12 protein-coding genes are annotated in these 19,116 nt (G+C 37.0%); 8 read left to right on the plus strand and 4 right to left on the minus strand.

Annotation, left to right across the window (positions count from 1 at the left end; all coding sequences use genetic code 11):
* The first annotated feature begins 4 nt into the window (after window positions 1-4).
* The gene (locus DNJ77_RS06715) at window positions 5-2,905 is read left to right on the plus strand and encodes a conjugal transfer protein TraG N-terminal domain-containing protein (RefSeq protein WP_116964230.1); all 2,901 of its coding nucleotides are present in this window, start codon (window positions 5-7) and stop codon (window positions 2,903-2,905) included.
* 2 nt (window positions 2,906-2,907) lie between these two features.
* On the opposite strand, the gene DNJ77_RS06720 is transcribed toward DNJ77_RS06715, so the two are convergent.
* Window positions 2,908-3,321: a hypothetical protein gene (locus DNJ77_RS06720; protein ID WP_116964231.1), complete on the minus strand. Its 414-nt coding sequence runs from the start codon at window positions 3,319-3,321 to the stop codon at window positions 2,908-2,910.
* A 140-nt stretch (window positions 3,322-3,461) separates the two neighbouring features.
* On the opposite strand from DNJ77_RS06720, the gene DNJ77_RS06725 reads away from it, so the two are divergent.
* The 7 genes from DNJ77_RS06725 (at window position 3,462) to mobF (ending at window position 16,578) form a co-directional block, all read left to right on the plus strand.
* Window positions 3,462-4,220, plus strand: a complete 759-nt coding sequence (locus DNJ77_RS06725) for a complement resistance protein TraT (protein ID WP_116964232.1) — start codon at window positions 3,462-3,464, stop codon at window positions 4,218-4,220.
* A 6-nt stretch (window positions 4,221-4,226) separates the two neighbouring features.
* The gene (gene traD / locus DNJ77_RS06730) at window positions 4,227-6,233 is read left to right on the plus strand and encodes a type IV conjugative transfer system coupling protein TraD (RefSeq protein WP_116964233.1); all 2,007 of its coding nucleotides are present in this window, start codon (window positions 4,227-4,229) and stop codon (window positions 6,231-6,233) included.
* Window positions 6,234-6,365: 132 nt separating this feature from the next.
* Window positions 6,366-6,566, plus strand: a complete 201-nt coding sequence (locus DNJ77_RS06735; protein WP_116964234.1) for an HU family DNA-binding protein — start codon at window positions 6,366-6,368, stop codon at window positions 6,564-6,566.
* 110 nt (window positions 6,567-6,676) lie between these two features.
* Window positions 6,677-7,513 (plus strand): DUF7986 domain-containing protein, encoded by an 837-nt coding sequence (locus tag DNJ77_RS06740; RefSeq protein ID WP_116964235.1) that lies wholly within the window; start codon window positions 6,677-6,679, stop codon window positions 7,511-7,513.
* A gap of 4 nt (window positions 7,514-7,517) precedes the next feature.
* On the plus strand, window positions 7,518-8,447 hold the full coding sequence (locus tag DNJ77_RS06745) for an Rpn family recombination-promoting nuclease/putative transposase (RefSeq protein WP_116964236.1): 930 nt from the start codon (window positions 7,518-7,520) through the stop codon (window positions 8,445-8,447).
* A gap of 921 nt (window positions 8,448-9,368) precedes the next feature.
* Window positions 9,369-9,632, plus strand: a complete 264-nt coding sequence (locus DNJ77_RS06750) for a hypothetical protein (RefSeq protein ID WP_116964237.1) — start codon at window positions 9,369-9,371, stop codon at window positions 9,630-9,632.
* Between the two features lie 412 nt (window positions 9,633-10,044).
* Complete coding sequence (gene mobF, locus DNJ77_RS06755; RefSeq protein WP_116964238.1) at window positions 10,045-16,578, plus strand: MobF family relaxase; 6,534 nt, start codon at window positions 10,045-10,047, stop codon at window positions 16,576-16,578.
* An 82-nt stretch (window positions 16,579-16,660) separates the two neighbouring features.
* Here mobF and DNJ77_RS06760 read toward each other — a convergent pair whose 3' ends face one another.
* From DNJ77_RS06760 to DNJ77_RS06770, 3 genes are all read right to left on the minus strand, one after another.
* Window positions 16,661-16,990, minus strand: coding sequence for a hypothetical protein (locus DNJ77_RS06760; protein ID WP_116964239.1), 330 nt, complete (start codon window positions 16,988-16,990; stop codon window positions 16,661-16,663).
* Entirely contained in the window at window positions 16,981-17,445 is a 465-nt protein-coding gene (locus DNJ77_RS06765) for a hypothetical protein (RefSeq protein WP_116964240.1), read from the minus strand. Before DNJ77_RS06765 ends, DNJ77_RS06760 begins: the two co-directional genes overlap by 10 nt.
* Window positions 17,446-18,027: 582 nt before the next feature.
* Window positions 18,028-18,981 (minus strand): ArdC family protein, encoded by a 954-nt coding sequence (locus tag DNJ77_RS06770; protein ID WP_116964241.1) that lies wholly within the window; start codon window positions 18,979-18,981, stop codon window positions 18,028-18,030.
* Between the last annotated feature and the right edge of the window lie 135 nt (window positions 18,982-19,116).

Consider the following 19,116-nt stretch of genomic DNA (forward strand, 5'->3'; position numbering starts at 1 on the left):
TACAATGTTAGATATTTGGGTTACATCACAATCGGGTGTGATGAAAACGGTACTTGATGGTATTGCTGCCTTTTTTAATCAAAATGGTGGTGAGCTATTATTATACTTGGTGACAGCCGTTGGCTTTTTGGTGGTATTGTTAAAATACCTTGAAAAGCCCGATGTCAAACAAGCCTTAACGTGGTTTATTATTGTGGCTGTTATTCCTGTCACTTTAATTAATCCTCGTGAAAAAGTCACCATTCATGATACAACAAGCACGTTAGAACAGCATGCAGTTGACAATGTGCCTTTAGGCTTAGCCTATCCGTTATCGATTATCACCAGTGTGATGTATAGTGTGACCAAAACGCTTGAAGATGCAATGCATGTTCCTACGGATATTGCCTATGCCACCACAGGGATGATTTATGCGTCAAAGCTCTTTAAAGAGATGAAGAGTGTTCAGCCTGACCCTGATTTAATGAGCCAATGGTCACAGTTTATCTATATGTGTATTGACCCTAATGTTCGTGTGCGTCATCGCTATACGTATAAACAGTTATTTGATGCACCTGATATGATGAGCTTTTTGAAAAGTAACACCAAGGATGGCTCGAATCATATTTACGTACCGAAAGTTAAAAAAGCAACGTCTACAACGAGTCCCAATGACATTTTTGCGCCAAAGGATGAAACATCATCTACTAATCCCAAAGATGACTGGGTTGGATGTAAAACAGCGCTGACACGTTTAGAGGAAGCTTATAAGCATTCTATGGCATGGAACTTTAAAACGATGGGCGCACTTGACCCATTAGATAAGGTTAAAGATGCCACGGCCATTGAAAAAGATATCCAAGGGGTGTATGGGTATTTTTATAAACTATCAGGTACATCACAGGAAATGATGATGCAGAATCTCATGATTAATGCGACTAAAAACGGATTAAGCAATATTGCTGCACAAAAAAATCAGATGGCTGCGGGATTAAACTATGCGCAAACGCAAAATGAAATGAACTCAACCAGTACATGGGCAACGATAGGCATGATGGCGCAGGAATATACCCCTATGGTGCAAACCATTCTGTTAATGCTAATGTGCTGTGCGTTTATTCCGATGATTTACATCGCAATGTTTCCGACCTTTACCTATAGCGTCTTGAGTAAATATATAGGAAGTTTGCTATGGATAACCAGTTGGGGTGTGTTCTATGTGTTTATCAACTTTATCATGACAGCATTTATGAAGTATCGGCTAAATGCCTTTACCGATATTTATGGCGGTATTACGATGTCGAACATTGATGCCGTGGCAAGTTTAACCAGTCGTTATGTGACGTTAACAGGGTCATTCCTTATTTTTACGCCTTACTTAGCACGATTGGTCGTATTGGGGGCTGCCAACACGATAAGTGGCTTGGTAACGTCAATCTCATCAGGCATTACCTCGAATGCACAAGCATCAGCCAGAGGGGTTGCCACAGGTGACTATAATTTGTTTAGCACGAATGTTGCCAATCACAGTGCTAATAATGCCAGTTTCAACAAACATAACTTTGATCGTGAGGATCGCTTTGGCAATGAATCACGATCCAACTTGCAAGGCGGGATTGAAAGTGTTGATGCGATGGGCAATCGATATCGCGATAACCGTGTATCTAATTTAGCCACGCAGATTTCCAAAAACGAAGCAATCACAGCAGGACTAAATGAGGGCTTTAACAGCCACCTATCCAATGCCTATTCAGAAAGTCAGCAGGCACAACAGTCTTGGAATACTACTTTAAGCAGACTGGCAAGTGTTAATGATAATGAGGTAATGCGACAGTCAAGGCAAGCCAGTCAAGGAAATACTGAGAATATGTCGACTGATCAGGCGTATGCGAATATGGTTGATTATGCGCATAGGTTTGGAAAGGATGAGATTAAATCATTTATAAATGGAATAGCTTTGCAAGAGGGTGGGAGCGTTTCATTTGGTGGCAAAATACCATTTACTAAAATTGGTGCAGAGGGGCATGCAAGCTTAAACTTTAATCAGTCATGGAGCAATGCAACCAATAACACATCGTCGATGAGTGCAGCCGACCAAGAAACTTTTAGAAAGTCTTACAACAAATTAATTCAAGCTTCACAATCTGAAATTGCCAGCGTAGAATCGCATTTCGGTGTTGATAAAAGCAATTCGATACAATCAAGTCTTACTGAAACCGAAACGCATAGTCAAAATGCAGCCAATGAGTATCGTTTGGCAATGGATTATCAAAAAGCAGCTAACTATGCTGAAACGAATGGCTCATCGGTGAATTACAATGATATACCTCAGTTTGAGTCATGGTTAAATAAAAAGGTAGGTTCTGATCAAGCAAGCTATTATCTCAATAGCCCACAACAGCAAGGCAGTGCTGAGTTTAAAAATCTCGTGCATAACTATCAGCAAGATTCAGCAGATCAGTTTAAACAAGAGTTTCTTGCTAACAAAGCGCAAATTGAGTCATCGACAGGTGCACAAATTCAACATAATTCTGATGTAAAAGTTGCTGGTTTAAGTGATATTAATAGCGCCTACCAAACCAATAACAATAAGGTGGCTAATCAGTACGGTCAAAGCAAATCTGGTTTTGAAAATTGCGTTAATGATATGGATCAGAATGTTGCCAACAAAGCGGTTAGAGAAACTTTGGGGCAATATGGGTTGAAAGGCAATACCTTTAGCGCTGACAATCCATCAAGCTTTAATCGGCAAATGGTTATTCCACCGAAGATGAATATATCCGTGGATGCGCAAGGTCAGGATTTACGTTCAAGGGCGGATGCTTTGAAGTCGGAGGTGATGAATAACAAAATGACTAACTTAGAACGCGCAAAACGTGATCCGAATATAAAAAATAATCCAATGATGCCCATTTGGCTGCAATAGTGTCAGGATTGAAGCTTAAAATGCTTAGACATAAATTGTTTTATGGCAGGCATACCTGCTTTATAAGCACAATAGTATGATGCAATAATACAGGAAATAAGAAATATAAAGAATATTGGAGCAAATGCGTAAGCGGTTTGTACAGCAGTTCTTACATCTGTCAAAAAGATGTTAGCTAGAATAATTGCTAAAACAACAGTGAGCATGGCAAGTAATATAAAAGCAATATATCCAAATGCCCATTTTTTCTGTTCTTCCGTAAAAGTCAGCTTATCTTCTTCAGCTTTAACCACTTTGACTGCAACTGGTTCTTGGGAGGATTGTCTTTCTTCTTTCATAAAATCCATCATTTCTTTTGCCAATTCAGGATTTGTTTCAGCTATTTTTAATAATCTTTCTTTTTGATTGTCATTCATTGTCAAACTCCCTTTAAATATCAGTTTTGCTTGCAGCAACTTAGCATATTTATAGGATTATTTCAACAACAATCAATGACAAGTCAAATAGTCAAATAGCTAATCATTTGTTTCAACCAACCACAAAAGGACGATAAAAAGTGAAAAAATCACACATCATTAAAACAACCACAAGCTTAACTCTGGCAGTGACTCTTCTAACGCTCAGTGGCTGTGCTGCAATTTCAACAGCGATTAAAAACAGACATTTAAAAGTCGAATCAAAAATGTCTGATAGCATATTTTTGGAGCCAGTAGCGGATAATGAAAAAACCATTTATGTGCAAGTCAAAAGCACATTAAGTGAAAACTTTGATGGCTTAAAAGAAAAACTAATCCAAGATTTTCAACAAAATGGCTGGACAGTAGTTAATGATCTTGCCAAAGCACATGATATGGTACAGATTAATGTGTTACAAATGTGGCAAGCGAAAAATCAAGCCTCCGCTTGGGGTGCGCTTAACAGTGGCTTTGGTGGAGATATTTTAACAGGTGGTTTAATGGGATTAGCCACGGGCTATGCGACAGGTTCAGTGGGCGCAGGTATTGGTGTCGGTGCAATAGCATCTGGCGTGTCATTTTTGACAAATTCACTTATTGAAAATGTATATTTCTCAATGATCAGTGATATTCAGGTATCGGTTAGAGCTAAAGACGGACAGGTCACACAAACAACGCAATCAAGTCTATCACAAGGCACGCAAAGTAAGGTATCACAAACCTATCAGCAATCATCTGATTGGATCAGGTATCGCACACGGATTGTGTCAGTAGCAAATCAAGTCAATTTAAAGTTTGAAGAAGCTAAGCCTGAGCTACAGGCACAAGTAGCAAAACAAGTCAGTGGTATATGGGGGTAAGAAACAATGATCCCTAAAAAAATAAAGTCGTTTATCCGCGGCACGCAGATATTTTTTTATAATTTAGCGATGTTTTTTCAGAGCATGAAGCGTATTGGGCTATGGGCAATTGTCGTCTATATCTGCCTATTTATTGTTTTAATGTTTATATTGACGACCAAGGCAGATGTTAAAACCTTAGCGATGCAAATATGGTCAAATATGCTTAATGCTATTGGGTTTGGTGAAGTTGTTGTTGCTAATGATGCCGTTAATGGCAGCTCGTATACTGCGGCAAGAATTGCTCATGATCCCATTGATCAGGTCTATTTTACACGCGCCTTACAACGATTTATCACACATGCCATTATTTCGGCGTTGATTGGTGGTTTTTTATATTTGCTTGCAATGGCATTTTTTATCCGTGCGTTTGTTAAAAAGGGCGATAAAAACAGTCTTGATCAGTTTGTATCAGGTACATTTTTAGCTAAGCAGGAGAAGCAAACGATTAAGTCAGTCAACCAGTCTAAAGAGGGGGCAGGTGATATTATGATTGCAAATAAACTGCCATTGCCTAGACTCTCAGAGCGACAGGGCATTTTGATTCATGGTTCAATTGGTACAGGTAAAACGCAAGTGATTATGTATTTATTGGATGAGATTAGACGTGCTGGTGATGTGGCTATTGTTTACGATAAAGAATGTACTCTCAAGCCCTATTTTTTTAATGAAGCGACCGATAAAGAGTTAAACCCCTTATCGGTATTGTGTGAAAATTGGGATATTTGGAAAGAGTGTAAAACACCGATTGAAATGGGGGCTTTAGCCACCTATTTAATGCCAAAAGCAGTCCAAGGTAGCGACCCCTTTTGGGTCGATGCAGCACGTACTATTTTTGCCAGCGTGGCATGGAAGATGCGTCATCAGCCCGATAGAAATGTCATCAAGTTGCTTCAAGTTTTATTAACCACCTCATTAGATGAGTTGCGTGGCATATTAAAGGGTACAGAAGCAGAAAACTTAGTGTCCAAAGATATTGAAAAAACAGCTATTTCGATCCGTGCGGTGATGGCTACCTATACCAAATCATTACGATTTTTAGAGGGCTTAAATAAAGATGAATTAAAAAAATCAAACAAAGTAAGAAAAGCAAAAAAATCAAAAGAACCGTTTGCGATTTGTGACTGGATACAAGAGCAGGCTACCAATCAGACTCAGCAAAAAGGCTGGCTGTTTGTAACCTCACGTGCTAATTTTCATGCAGAGATTAAACCACTCATTTCTGCATGGTTAGGCATGGCACTCAAATCGATTCAATCGTTACAACCAAATTCAAGCAGACGCGTCTGGGTGATTATGGATGAAAAAGCGAGTTTAAATCGACTGGAGGGCTTTTCTGATATTGCTGCGGATATTCGAAAGTTTGGCGGCTGTGTGGTATTAGGATTGCAAAGTCATTCGCAAGTCAATTTTATCTATGGGCGTGATGAGGCAACTGCAATTACTGATAATATGAACACCAGTGTTTATTTTAGATCACCGAAAAAGCAAGTGGCTGAATGGGTATCGCAAGACTTGGGTGAGCATGTTTTAGAAGAAATCAGGGAAAGTCAGTCCTATGGTCCCAATACGATACGTGATGGGAATACCATAGCCAGACAACGTGTCACCAGAAGAACGGTCGATACTGGCACTATTATGAACCTTGAAAATTTAAACTGTTATGTGCGATTAGCTGGGAATCATCCGATTACCAGATTGACTATTGATTATAAGGAGCGTAAACCATTATTGGAACAACCGCTGATAGAACGCGCCATTGATTATGATGCGATTGAAAAGGTCGCAATGGAAGCCTTGAAAGCGGAAAGCAATCCTGAGCGTGATGAGGCAGTTAAGGTCGAGCAGAAAGTTAATCAAGTCAATGATAAGGTTGGGCGTAATGCCAACGTTGTAGATGGAATGGAAACAGAAGATCATCAAGCACATCAAGTTAAAAAACAGGAAAGCACATACATATTTCATCAGTTATGATATGGCGATTGTAGAGCAAATGATTATTATTGTTCAACAGGCATTATCTTGTATTAGAAACAGCAATGTAAGGCTTGTATTTAAAGGCATTGCAGTATATTTTATCAATACAAACTCAAAAGGAGTGATCAAATGGCTAAGAAAAAAGACATTAAAAGTTATAAAAAAGATGAATTTGTGAGTTTAGTTGCAGAAAAAATGAATACAACCAAAGACACGGCTAATAGATCAGTTGATGCCTTTATTGAAGCGGTCACAGATATTGTCAAAAACGGTGATTCGGTTAATTTCATTGGCTTTGGCAAGTTTAGTGTGGGTGAACGTGCAGCGTGAAGACAAAGAAACGAAGTAAAAGCCATACGAGCCATAAAAGCAGTGGAAGCAATCGCAACAAAAGGAATAAAAGGAATGATCTTTTCGAGTTTTCAAGCGCACTTGATTTGATGTTAGCGGGACATGATCAGGTGATTGGCTCAGATTTTATTATGCGTAAGCGTGACACGTTAAATGCTGACATTGGTCATTTAAACCCAGATGACTTAAATACTTACGACCAAGCTTATATTGAACGCTTAATTCACTGTCAAGCTAAGGAATGTCTTACCATTCCAACGGATGTTGAGTTGCAGCGTTTGTCTAATGAATATACGAAACAGCGAGAGGTTTTATCTGCTTATCATGATGAAGTCGTTGATATTATGATCGATTATGACACCGAAGCTGCTAAAGAGTTGGGTAATTTTGACCCCTACATTGATAAAGTGGTCATTCGTAATCAAGCTGAAATGAATTTTTTCTATGACTATATTACCTTGTATCGAACAGTAAAAAATAAACGTGTGATTATTGACTGGAGAGAAGCTCACCCTGATGCAGTTAATCAGAACAATAGGCAGGTTGTTACAGCACTTGAACAGGCGCGGTTTGCCATATTGCGATTAGATGAGAATTTAGCACATGGCGGTATTAGAGTTACAGATATGATTACCCAGAAAGAAAGCTTATTAATTGATAAAGCACTCAATCGTTCACGTAAAGAGGGTATGTTTTTTATTTGCTCATTATTAACAATGGGTAAATATGTGATGACAAGTGGTGGCGGTGTTCCTGTTGACCCCAAAGCCGCTGCGGGTAAATCTGCGCTAAGTCTGTCTCAACCTTATTTGGCACAATTACGTAATGCGCAATCAGTTATTGATGAAAATGTGCTGCAATGTGTCCGTAAGATATATGGACTTTGTTTGCGTGGTGGTGCCTTAAGTCATATTACGGTTCATTAAGTCGATGACTGAGCAAACGAAACCACTACCGACAGCGCATGATGTCTTTTTTAAAGCCAACCTTGCCGAAAAAAGTAAGGCAAAAGCATTACTGAAACAAATCTACTCAAAGGAGTTGGTAAGCAAGCTTGATTTAAAACATTTAAAGCACGTTCCGACTGAGTTTATACAACACAACTTGCGTAAAGTGGTCGGTGATGTGCTGTATATGACTAAGCTGAACGGCAAAGATGCTTATGTTTACGTCCTTTTTGAACATCAGTCAAGCAGTGATGAATTAATGGCATTTAGGCTGTTGTTGTATGTGGTGCAGATCATGCAACAGCATTTGCAACAGGGGCATGATAAGTTACCTATTATTTTGCCTGCCGTTATATACCACGGCAAAGAGTCACCTTATCCTTATTCGACTGACTTGATGGACTGCTTTGCGGATAAGGAAATAGCCCAAGAATATATGTTCAAGTCATTTAATTTGCTTGACTTAACGATCATGAGTGATGATGACTTAGGCAAATTTGATGCTAATTTAGTCTTTGAATATATGCTTAAACACAGTCGGGATAACCTAACAGATAAGTTGATAAAATGGCTGTTACAGTACCCACATCAAGCGATTTATTTCATAAAATCTGGCAATAATCTGTTAAATCAAGTATTCTCATATATAGAAAGTCGCGATGATGTTGACAGTGAAGCGATAGACAAATTAATCGGTGTCATTAATGATAATACAGGTGGTGAGTTTATGAATTACTTACAAAGGCGAGAACAAAAGGCAGAACAACAAGGTGCGATTTTAAAGGCACAAGATACTGCGAAAACTATGCTTATTGATGGTTTAGATGATAGTGTCGTTATCAAATATACTGGACTTGACCTTGATACTGTCCTTAAACTCAAAAAAGAAATTAGCACTAAGACAAAACACTAGATTTAAATATTTGGTACAAAAATCTCGCTTTGGATTGATATTCAAATAAATTCTTTGAGCTAAATTGCCTATCCCCGCAGCAAGCTACGGGGTATTTCGGCAATTTTCCTACGGAACCGCTCAAAGTGACCTTCTCCATTCGCAGCAGAGCTGCGGGGAATTAAACCCCACGGAGATTAAAAACAACTCTCGTGTGATAAGGGGTAATGTGTCAATTTTTTGATTTAAATTTATTGAAAATCCTTATTTAAAAGCATCCGTAAAATACTTACAAAACCATGAGTAAGATAGCAAAGCAAGCGATATGTATAAGTAGACTTTGAAGTCCAATGGAACGAAAATGTACGCTAAGAAACTTTCTGATGGTTTTCTATTGCTCTGGGAGGATTTTAGTCCATTCGTGTAAAAAGCAATCAGAAAAATGATCTATTGCTCTCCCCAAGTAATGTGAAGTAATTAAACAATGTATATGTATACTTCAAAATTTATGCTATAGCTAGTCTGGCTGTTAATAATACAATATACGAAAGTTATCACTAAAAATACCTTGCCTGGAAGAACCCCCAGAAATGGGGATCGTTTTTTGTTCAGTGCGCCGTAATTTTAAAACTTGAAGAAAACAGTAACATTGAACTTTTTTAGATTGAATAATAGTCAAATAACAACGCAGACACATAAAAACGCGCATAAATTAGATTTAACCGTATTTTTTATTGATTTTGAACGATTGCATTATCGTATTACAGATAATTGAACAGCGCTTAAATATGAAAGCTGAATTTTTAACCAGAATTGCTAAAAAAATGAATTTTTAGACTGATTTTGAAAATTTAAGGAGAAATACGCCTGCGCTATAAGCTGAAAACGTTAATTTTTTTAAAAAAAATTGCATATTCCTGTTCACCATAAGGGAGCCAGTCCATGAAGCTAAAACTTAACATACAACGTGATATTCACGATAAAATAAAGCTTCAAGGCAGTAAACTTATACTACCAATGCACTTTGATGTTGTCGAGGTTTATAAAGATGTACCCTTATTTGAGCCAGACGATAGCAAGCAGATTGTCACTATCCATTATCATGTGGATGATGATTTATATGCAGCCGTGTATTTTTACTTTGACGATGGCAGTTATGCCAGACTGGTATGGCGGTATGGAGCAAGTGACAAAAATACAAGGTAATGTTTTAAATAGCACCTCAGGTATCGCTTATGAGGTATAGGCTAGAAAGCAATTTTCAAATTACTATAACCAGTTTACTGACGTATTCCGACTGAACTATAGGTTCCCTGCAAAGCCCTCCAATTTTCCCTGTTTTGAAAAAATAAAATCACTCAATGCCATATACAGTAACGCTTGTAGTGAAAATCAATGTTTCTCTAAAATAAGTTTCGTCAAGGTGCTTTTATCGAGTGGGAGGTGAGATGATGAGAAAGCGACCTTGACTAACTGTGGCTAAGTATAGTCTAGCAAATATTAAAGCAACTTAATTAGCAAGTATTTTTACCTTTTTTATTATTTTTTCACATTACATTCATTGATCGCAAAAAAGCAAAAAATAGACGAATAACGCAATAACACAGGAGAAGAAACTATGATGTCAATTGGCGTTGTCAGTTCAGGCAGCAATGTACACAAGTATTTCATCGACAAAGATAATTACTATTTAACCGATAAGTCTGAGTTAAAAGAAGCGGCAACTTGGTATGGCAAAGGCGCTGAATTACTGGGCATTAAAGGTGAGCAAGTCGATGAAAAGTTATTTTTAGATTTACTTCACGGCAGATTACCTAACGGTGAGCAAGTTGGCATTATGCGTGATGGTTCTTTCAAACATCGCCCTGCAACGGACATTACGTTTTCAGCACCTAAATCGTTATCTATTATGGGTTTGGTTGCAGGTGATACACGCTTGATTGAAGTCCATAACAAAGCTGTTGAAAAAGCATTAGGCAAGATTGAAGCTTTGTATGCTGAAGCACGTATTACTGAAAATGGCATCACAAGCTATGAAAAAACTGGGAACTTAACCATTGCCGCCTTTCGTCACACCTCATCTCGTGAAAAAGACCCGCAACTGCATACGCATGGCGTTACGATGAATTTTACGCAAAGAGAAGATGGGCAATGGCGTGCGCTATCTTCCCGTCAAAAAAATGATGTACAGCATCTTGAAAATGGCTTTAGAGAAATGCTTTATGCCAATCAGCATTACTTGGGCATGATTTATAATAGTGAAATTGCTAAAGGCACCGTTGAATGCGGTTATGAAATCAAAGTCAAAGATCAATATGGCAACTTTGATATTGTTGGATTGTCACAAGACTATCTTGAAAGCCAATCTAAACGCAGAACACAGATTCTCAATAAGCTTGAAGAAAAAGGACTTAACGGTGCTAAAGCTGCACAAAATGCTTGCTTAGACAGCCGTATTGCTAAAAGTGATATTTCACCTGATGAATTAAAAGCTGCATGGATTGAAGATGCCAAAGCACAAGGGGTCAGCCTTGGTAAAGTGTTTATGGAATCTATAAACAACCTTGAGCAAGATGCAAAAGAAGAAAAGGAAGCAGAAAAGGCAAAAGAAACCAATAGCACTAAAAATAATACGCCGAATGACCAACTACCGTCAAAAGCTTATGTCACCAGTGACCTACAAACACACTCACATAACGCCAAAGAAGCCATTAGTGATGCGGTTGCTCATTTATCTCAATATGGCGTGCAGATAAAGCATGGGGATATTATTCGCCAAGCCTTTGTTTTTTCAGCCGGACTGGTTGAGCATGATCATTTAGAAGCGGTATTGTCGGATAAGCTTAAAACAGGTGAGCTTATTGGGCGTGAGCATCAATACTATACGACAGATCAATTAGTAAAAGTCGAAAAAGATTTCATGCAGTTTGCTAAAGCATCAATGGTAAGTGCATGGTCGGTTAACCTTAATCGTTCTGGGTTAGAAGCCTCATTATTTAACCATAAAGACCGCTTGCAATTGATTGATGTTAAAGGCTTGCGCAATGAAGCAAAACTGATTGACGGACTGGTTAAAACGGCTGAGAACAACGGTTTAAATGTCTATGTATTGCATCAAAACTATTCACGCTTAAATAGGCTTAAAGAAGATGTTAAACGTGATGGATCAAGCTTATGGAAAGCCTTTAAAAACCATTTTAAGCATGACTTACTGCAAACCGTTGGTAAGTTTGAGCATGATTATACGCAAAAGCTTAATAATCCTTTTTTTTCTTTTGCTCAATTAAGCCATAAGCAGGACTTAATTATTGTCGCGGATAGCCAAAAACTTGGCATTAAAGACGTTGAACGCTTAAATACATTAGCCGAAAAAGGGAAAGCTAAGATTGCCTTTTTAAATAATACCGAATCAACCCTTGGCTTTAGTGCGGGCAATCCAATGAAGCTATTAAAAGAGTCTGGTGTTAATCAGTTAAGATCACAAAGCATTTCCAAGAACACGCTAGTAGAAGTGGCAAGCTTCAGTGAAGCACACAAAGCTTTAGCATATCATTATGTTGGTTTAGATAATGAAGCTAAAAAAAATACGCCGATTGTGGCTTTTACCAATAAAGCACAAGCAGAAATCACTGGTGAGATTCGTGATCACTTGAAAGAAAATGGCGAGCTTTCCTTACAGGAAAATCACTACCAAACACTATCAACCAGTCGCTTAAGTGACATTGAAAAAACCAAAACGCAATGCTATCAACTTGGTGATAGCGTGACACTGAATCCGTTTGCCCAAGCTGAAGAAAATGGAAAAAGTAAAAGAAGTGAAAAAGGTGAAAAAAATGGCGAAAAGCACAAACAGCAAAGTTATCTTGTGACGGGTATAGATCGCGACAATCAAGCTTTACACTTAACGAATCGTCACGGTGAGTCAATACAATTGTCACTGAAAAAAGAAGATTTATTTCATGCTGATGGCAGCTTTAAAGTTAATTTTGAAGCCAATAAAAGCAAAACAATGGCAATTGCTGTCGGTGAAACCCTACGAGCCACCCGTAATCTTTATCTGGATTATCAGGCGGATTCAATAGATAACAGTAGTAAAAGTGATAAAAGTGGTCAAAGCGGTGAAAGTAATAAGGATAGCAAAGTTGAAACCGTCAAAACAGTTAAAATTGATAAAAACAGCACCTTTAAAGTGCAGTCCATTGCTGAAAATGGTATCCATATTCAGCACGACAATAAAACCATTTTTGTAGCCAATGAAAAGCTGCAAAGAAGTTTCATTGAGCATGGCTATGTCATTAAACCACATCAGTTAAGCAAGGATACTGATAGTGTTTTAACTGCGCTTTCAAGTTATCAGGTCAATCAAAATAACATTGGTGAGATTGCTGAGTTTGCGAAAAAAGTCACCCTTTTTACCGATAATCCAGAAAAAAGCACCCAAGCTTTAAACGCACAGCAAGTTTCATGGTTGGCATTAGATGTCGCCAGTGGCAAAGCACAAAGCTACAACCCGATTGTACGAACAGAAGAAGCCATCAGAAAAGACTTAGAGGTGGTGGCTAAAGCCTTATCTGGTGATGACAAAACCAAAGCAGATACGGCCGTTTCTTATGGTATTGCGAAACTGGCTGAGCGTGAGGCAGGCTTTCAACTGAATGACTTACTCAAAGAGTCGATGAAATATGCCCTTGGCTCGGTATCGCTTGAGGATATTGAAAAAATCATTGCTGATAAATCCAAGCAAGGTGATTTGTTGGTTACAGGACAAACAGTCACAACAGCTTATGCCTATCAGTTAGAGAAAAATATTATTCAAACGGTTAAAGACAATCACGCCAGTGTTGCACCTATTTACGACAAAGTACCTACTTTGAGCCAGGAGATAAGTTTCACCCAAGGACAAAAAGATGCGGTGAGCTTAGCCTTAACCACCAATGATCGTTTTATTGGGGTGCAAGGGCTTGCCGGTACAGGAAAAACCACGATGATGAAAGAGTTGAAACAACATGCTGAAAAGGCAGGATTCAATATCATTGGTATTGCGCCAACACATAAGGCAGTGCAAATGCTTGATGAGTCTATCAATAAAGAAGTGACTGGTAGTCGCTTTGAAAAAGCGGGGATTCCGGTGATTACTGCACATAGTTTTATTAATAAAACAAATACAACACATGATGGACACGATACGAACAAGATAGATAACAGCAAAACCCTGTTTATTATTGATGAATCATCGATGTTGGGTAATCGGATTTATCATGATATTCAAAAGAAAATTGTTAGTCTCAATGCCAGAGGCATCTTCTCAGGCGATATTAAGCAACAGGTGGCGATTGAAAGCGGGAAACCGCAAGAGTTAAGCATGAATAACGGCTTAAAATATGCCTCAATGAATGAAATTGTGCGCCAAAACCCTAACCCACAATTAAAAATGTCGGCTGTATTAGCAGCAGATAAACAACCGGCTAAAGCATTAATCAATCTTGAAAGTATTAATCCTTTTGATCATATTCAGCGTAAGGATTTTTACAGTAGCGAGCCAATTTCTTTTATTGAAGTTGGTGCCGCAAAGGATGGTCAAGGCAAAGTATTACTAGATGACAATGGCAAACCCTCGTTAACTAATCTATATGATGTAATTGCTAAGGATGTATTAACACGCATACCAGAACAGCGCGAAAATACCATTGTGGTTGCTTCAACGCATAAAGATCGCCATGAGATAGATCAACGTATTCGCCAAGGACTCATTAATGATGATCACATTAAAAATGAAGTCAATGCAACTCGTTTAATGTCAAAAAACATTGATCAAGCAGATATGTTACATGCTAAAAACTATGAGGTTGGTGACATACTACGCTTTGAAAGAGGTTACTCAGTTGCCAAAAAAGGGGATTACATGCAAGTGATTGGTATTGATGAAAGCCAAAATAAACTCAATGTGATAAACATCGGTGATGGCAATAACTACAGTATCAATCCTGCCAGTATTGCCTTAAAAGCCGATATGAGTGTTTATAAAGAACTAGAAGTACAACTTGGTGTTGGTGATCGCATCCGACTACGCCAAAGTGACCCTAAGCGTGGTTGGGTCGGTGGTGCTGAGTATAAAGTCAGTGCCATTGAAGATGGTAAGGCTTATTTAACTTATTTACATCACACGAATGCACAGAATAATAAGCATAATGAAAATAACACGCATACTCATAACCTCACCATTCATCTTACGGATAAAAAAGATCAGCTTTGGGATTACGCTTATACCAATACAACCTATAGTGCCCAAGGCGCTACGTCCAAATATTTTATTGGGTTAGCCGATGAAAATTATCGTTCGATGTATATTCAGCTAACACGCGCAAGCATGCAAGCAACGATATACACAGCGAACAAAGTAAAGCTCCTCAATGGCTTAGAAGATGCTAGACGGCAACTGCAAGCTGATAAACTATCCGCTTATGAGATGCTGCATCAAAGCCATCAACAAAAAGAAATTGAAAAAAATGAAACAATTAAAACAATTAAAATAACAAAAGGTGCCTACAATAAGCAACATCAAATCAGCAATACTAATGTAAGTGTCGATGGAAAGGGCATACCTATTGCTAAAACACGAGATAAAACAGGGTATACTGCTAAAGAAAAAATAGAAAAACCAGTTTTAGCTGATGATATTAAGCCACTTTTACGCCAGAGAATGGAGGAGTTAGCGATAAGCTTATTGGGTGAACCTAACAAAGCACTCTCAAATCAAACCCAGTTACGGTTTGGTAAAAATGGCAGTTTAACGGTGAATTTAGAAAAGGCACAATGGTTCTCACATGAAACTGGCAAGGGTGGCAATCCCTTTGATCTCATCAAACATGAGCTGAATTTTAGTGACTTCAAGGATGTCTTGGACTATGCCAAAAAGTTTGTCAATTACACGCCAGATATGCAGTATATTGAAGTTAAACCTAAGCCTACTGAGCAAATCAATCTTGAAGATGAAAAACGACAAGAGAGAAAAGAGAAACAAGAGCAAATGAAAGCATTAGGTGATAGGTTATATCAGCAGTCTGTACCCATTAAAGGCACACTTGGTGAAAAGTATCTAGCAGAATGTAGAGGATTATCATGCTATGAAAATGCAGATATTCGTTTTGTAAATTCGATCTCTGGCATCGACAAAACAACTGGTAATAGAATCTATACCCCTGCTATTTTATCAGTTGCTAAAGATGATAAAGATGCGCTTCACCATGTGCAAGTAATTCGATTAAATCAAGATGGCAGCAAAAATAAAGACGTTAAAATCACCAAACAAACTTATGGTAAAATGGATGGCTTTGCTGTGGATTTAAACACCAAAGCCGATAAGTCTGTCACCTATCTTGCCGAGGGTGTTGAAACAGGATTATCCATTCTTAATATTCATAAAAATGCACACGTTTTAGCCGTTTTAGGGAAGTCAAATTTTGCAAATATAAATACAGATAAGCTTGCTGATAAGATAGTTATTTGCCTTGATAATGATTTTAAAGGGAAAGATACATTTAATAATGAGCAGAAATTATCAGATCATATTAAATCTATAAAAAGAAACTGTGAACAAATAAATGCGTTAGCTAACCACTTCAAAAGTTACGGAAAAGAGGTACGTTTTATATTACCAGATAGAGATAAATTTGACTTTAATGATGTATTAAATCAACAAGGATATGCTGAACTTAGCAGACAAGTAAATCAGCTAATAACAGAAAAAGACTTTAGTAAAATAACGAATAAGTATATTGAAATAAAATTAAATCACATCAATGACGAGATGAGTAAGCACATTAAGTCAATAAAAAATGAATATGAAAAATCAATTATGCAACATCCTAGTTTAAATCATTTAAACTCATGTCACGATAAGGGCTTATTAATAAATGAGACTATTAATAAATCGAATATTTATAAAGATACACTGCTATCAGATCAACGAATAATGGATGCAAAGAAACGTCTTGATAGTCAATTACAAAATCAAATTCGACATGACCAGATTGAAAATATCGTTGGCAAAATAGATAAAGTAGATAAAATAAATAAGATAGATAAAACACCTAATGCAAAACATCAGGAAACGCTAAAATCACAATCAGTTAATAAGGAAATTGAGCGATAGCTATCACTACATTTTCTATATTTTACTATATTTCACTATAAAAATCCAAAGTAATAATATTTGTCTTTACTTTAATCTCCCTTTATTTCCCACTTTTCCCTTTCAAATAAGCTGATGTTTTGTTTTCAATCATCGTTATCAATGTATCGGCATCAAAGAATTTACCTGTTGTTTTAGTTTTATCAAAGACACAGCGTATAATCTCTTTAACCACTTCGTTGGTTTCAATGGCATATTTCACACTATCATCTACTGCAAGATCATCTGATGACTTATCTAGCGATGATTTATGCACTCTTAATCCTAAATCAAGCATATCAAGCGCAAAGTTAGCCGTTGATTTACTACTGCTTTTGGCATGTTTTTCTAATTCTTCATAGACATTAGCGCCTATATCTAATTTCATTTCCATTGGTTTTTATCCTCTTCAATTGGAATAGTTTTCATGTTATTTCTATCATTTGAAACATAAATATTTTTATATTCTTCACCTTGAATCTGTCCACATTTTTTCACTGTTTCATCTAGAGAAATGGCGAATATTTTCTTGGCAATCTCGGTATCATTTATCTTGCCTAAAAGACATTTCGTGCTTATTTGTGCTGCATGAACAAGGTGAGGTATCATAATATTTATTTGCTCTGTTAACTTTACTAAATGATTAATGTCATCAGAAATAACAACGTTTTTACCTTGTTTTTCTTCCTTTTTTTCCAATATTTTTTCGCGAATTAAATGCTTAATTGCCAAACCCAATGATGGCTCATTGTTACTTTTTAATAATGCGTTGTCATATGCCAATTTGGTTAGATACTTTTCTTCGGTTTCAGATAACCTTAATGAGGTTGGGTATTGTTTTGATTCCATAAGGCGTTTTTGCTTGATTTTTATGTAGTGCATTGTAGCGCATATAAAGTGGACTTGCTAGCTATTTGTATCACATTTTACTACTTATAACGGTTTTATAAGGCTAGTCTCTGTATTAAATTGTGCTACAATCAGGCTAATGAGTATATCCCTTGTACTACAATGTAGTTTTTACATATAAATACTTTACTCTGATGCCAAGAGATGCTTATAAATAAAGGCTTCTCTATGTATTATTTTTTGCTACAAGATAATCAGGAGTATTTTTAATGATTTTATATTCGCTAAAAAAAGCCAAAAGCCTTTATTTACAAGACTTTGAATAAGCCTTTTTAGGCAACACTCGATTGCGTGGTGTGTGGCAGGGTCAGGGAGGTCGTGTCGAGGATACCTTGGATTTAATGTAATGATTATGATAATCGTTATCGTACAGTGTGCGTATGAAAATTGAGCAGACAATCCTATGCCGTTTGAATGGAAATTGACATTTTAAGCCTATACCTTTTAAAAAGATGGAATAAAATTAAAGGACAATAAAAACAAGATAAAATCGGTTTGATTTTTTAAAAAAATATTATTTTTCTATGTAACTTTTTCATATTGATCATTTACATTAATATTCAAAAGAAAACTAAAAACTTTTACGCAACATTTAACAGCTTCCATATAATCATCATCTGTTAAAAGTGAAAGCCAACTTTCAATATATTTTTCATGATTTTTTATCTCGCCATTAATACCAAAATGCTTTAATAAAATGGTGCTGCTGATCTCAGCAATTAACTCTTCTTTTGCATAAGACTTTTTGCATGAAAAATTTATTTCTCGATTTAATCTGCTTGGATGCAATGTCCAATGCGCTAACTCATGCAAAAGCGTTGCCTGATAGTCTGCCTCAGTTCTAAAATATTTTGGGCTTGGCAGCCTTATTTCGTCTAACTCTGGTGAGTAATAAGCTTGACCAATGTCATGATGAACAATTTTTGGATTGTGTGCATTAATCAAGCTTTCGATACCACTATCAGTTTTTATTTCCTGATCAACATCTTTTAAGGTTGTTTGCGTTAAATTAAAAACGCGGTACATTTTAGGGCATATAGCAGTATATTTGTATTTATCACCCGCTTTAACTTTAACTAAATGACCATTGTTTTTATATTCATAATCAGTTTTCGCGTCACCTTCCTTTTTGTAAGTTGTAAAGAAAAAGACTTCTTCCGATTTTTCACCTTTACGCACACTCCCACCAAGTTCATTTATTTGTTTGAAAGTAAACCATTGATTAGACTTGTATTTATTTTCAAGTTGCGAAAATAATAATTGCAAAACGTTAACGCCGTTATATAGTTTTGATTGACTATTAACAGGCAATAACTGACTTCCTGAGCGATCAAAATTATCTACCCAAACGTCTGCGCCTTTTTTGATATTTTCTTTAATCTTTTGAGCAATAGACAAAACATAATCCTGATATGTTGTTTTTACTGTTTTTGAAGTTTTTAAAGTGCTATATTTTTTTACTTTTGTTGTAGTCATCGTATTATCTCCATTGTTGTGTTGATAACACCTTTTGCAACAAGCCTTAAAAAATTAAATGCAAGGGTGCCGCAGGCACTTGCGTAGCCCTTGCATTTGAATTTTGGCTTGTTAAAAAAGAAAATATTACTAGGC

The sequence above is a fragment of the Fastidiosibacter lacustris genome, assembly GCF_003428155.1.
GTDB classification, from domain to species: Bacteria; Pseudomonadota; Gammaproteobacteria; order Francisellales; family Francisellaceae; genus Caedibacter; species Caedibacter lacustris.

Coding starts and splice junctions, on each gene's coding strand:
- DNJ77_RS06740 (WP_116964235.1), top strand. CDS start 6,677: ATGTTAGCGGGACATGATCAGGTGATTGGCTCAGATTTTATTATGCGT.
- DNJ77_RS06760 (WP_116964239.1), bottom strand. CDS start 16,990: ATGGAAATGAAATTAGATATAGGCGCTAATGTCTATGAAGAATTAGAA.
- DNJ77_RS06745 (WP_116964236.1), top strand. CDS start 7,518: ATGACTGAGCAAACGAAACCACTACCGACAGCGCATGATGTCTTTTTT.
- DNJ77_RS06735 (WP_116964234.1), top strand. CDS start 6,366: ATGGCTAAGAAAAAAGACATTAAAAGTTATAAAAAAGATGAATTTGTG.
- DNJ77_RS06750 (WP_116964237.1), top strand. CDS start 9,369: ATGAAGCTAAAACTTAACATACAACGTGATATTCACGATAAAATAAAG.
- DNJ77_RS06715 (WP_116964230.1), top strand. CDS start 5: ATGTTAGATATTTGGGTTACATCACAATCGGGTGTGATGAAAACGGTA.
- mobF (WP_116964238.1), top strand. CDS start 10,045: ATGATGTCAATTGGCGTTGTCAGTTCAGGCAGCAATGTACACAAGTAT.
- traD (WP_116964233.1), top strand. CDS start 4,227: ATGATCCCTAAAAAAATAAAGTCGTTTATCCGCGGCACGCAGATATTT.
- DNJ77_RS06720 (WP_116964231.1), bottom strand. CDS start 3,321: ATGAATGACAATCAAAAAGAAAGATTATTAAAAATAGCTGAAACAAAT.
- DNJ77_RS06770 (WP_116964241.1), bottom strand. CDS start 18,981: ATGACTACAACAAAAGTAAAAAAATATAGCACTTTAAAAACTTCAAAA.
- DNJ77_RS06765 (WP_116964240.1), bottom strand. CDS start 17,445: ATGGAATCAAAACAATACCCAACCTCATTAAGGTTATCTGAAACCGAA.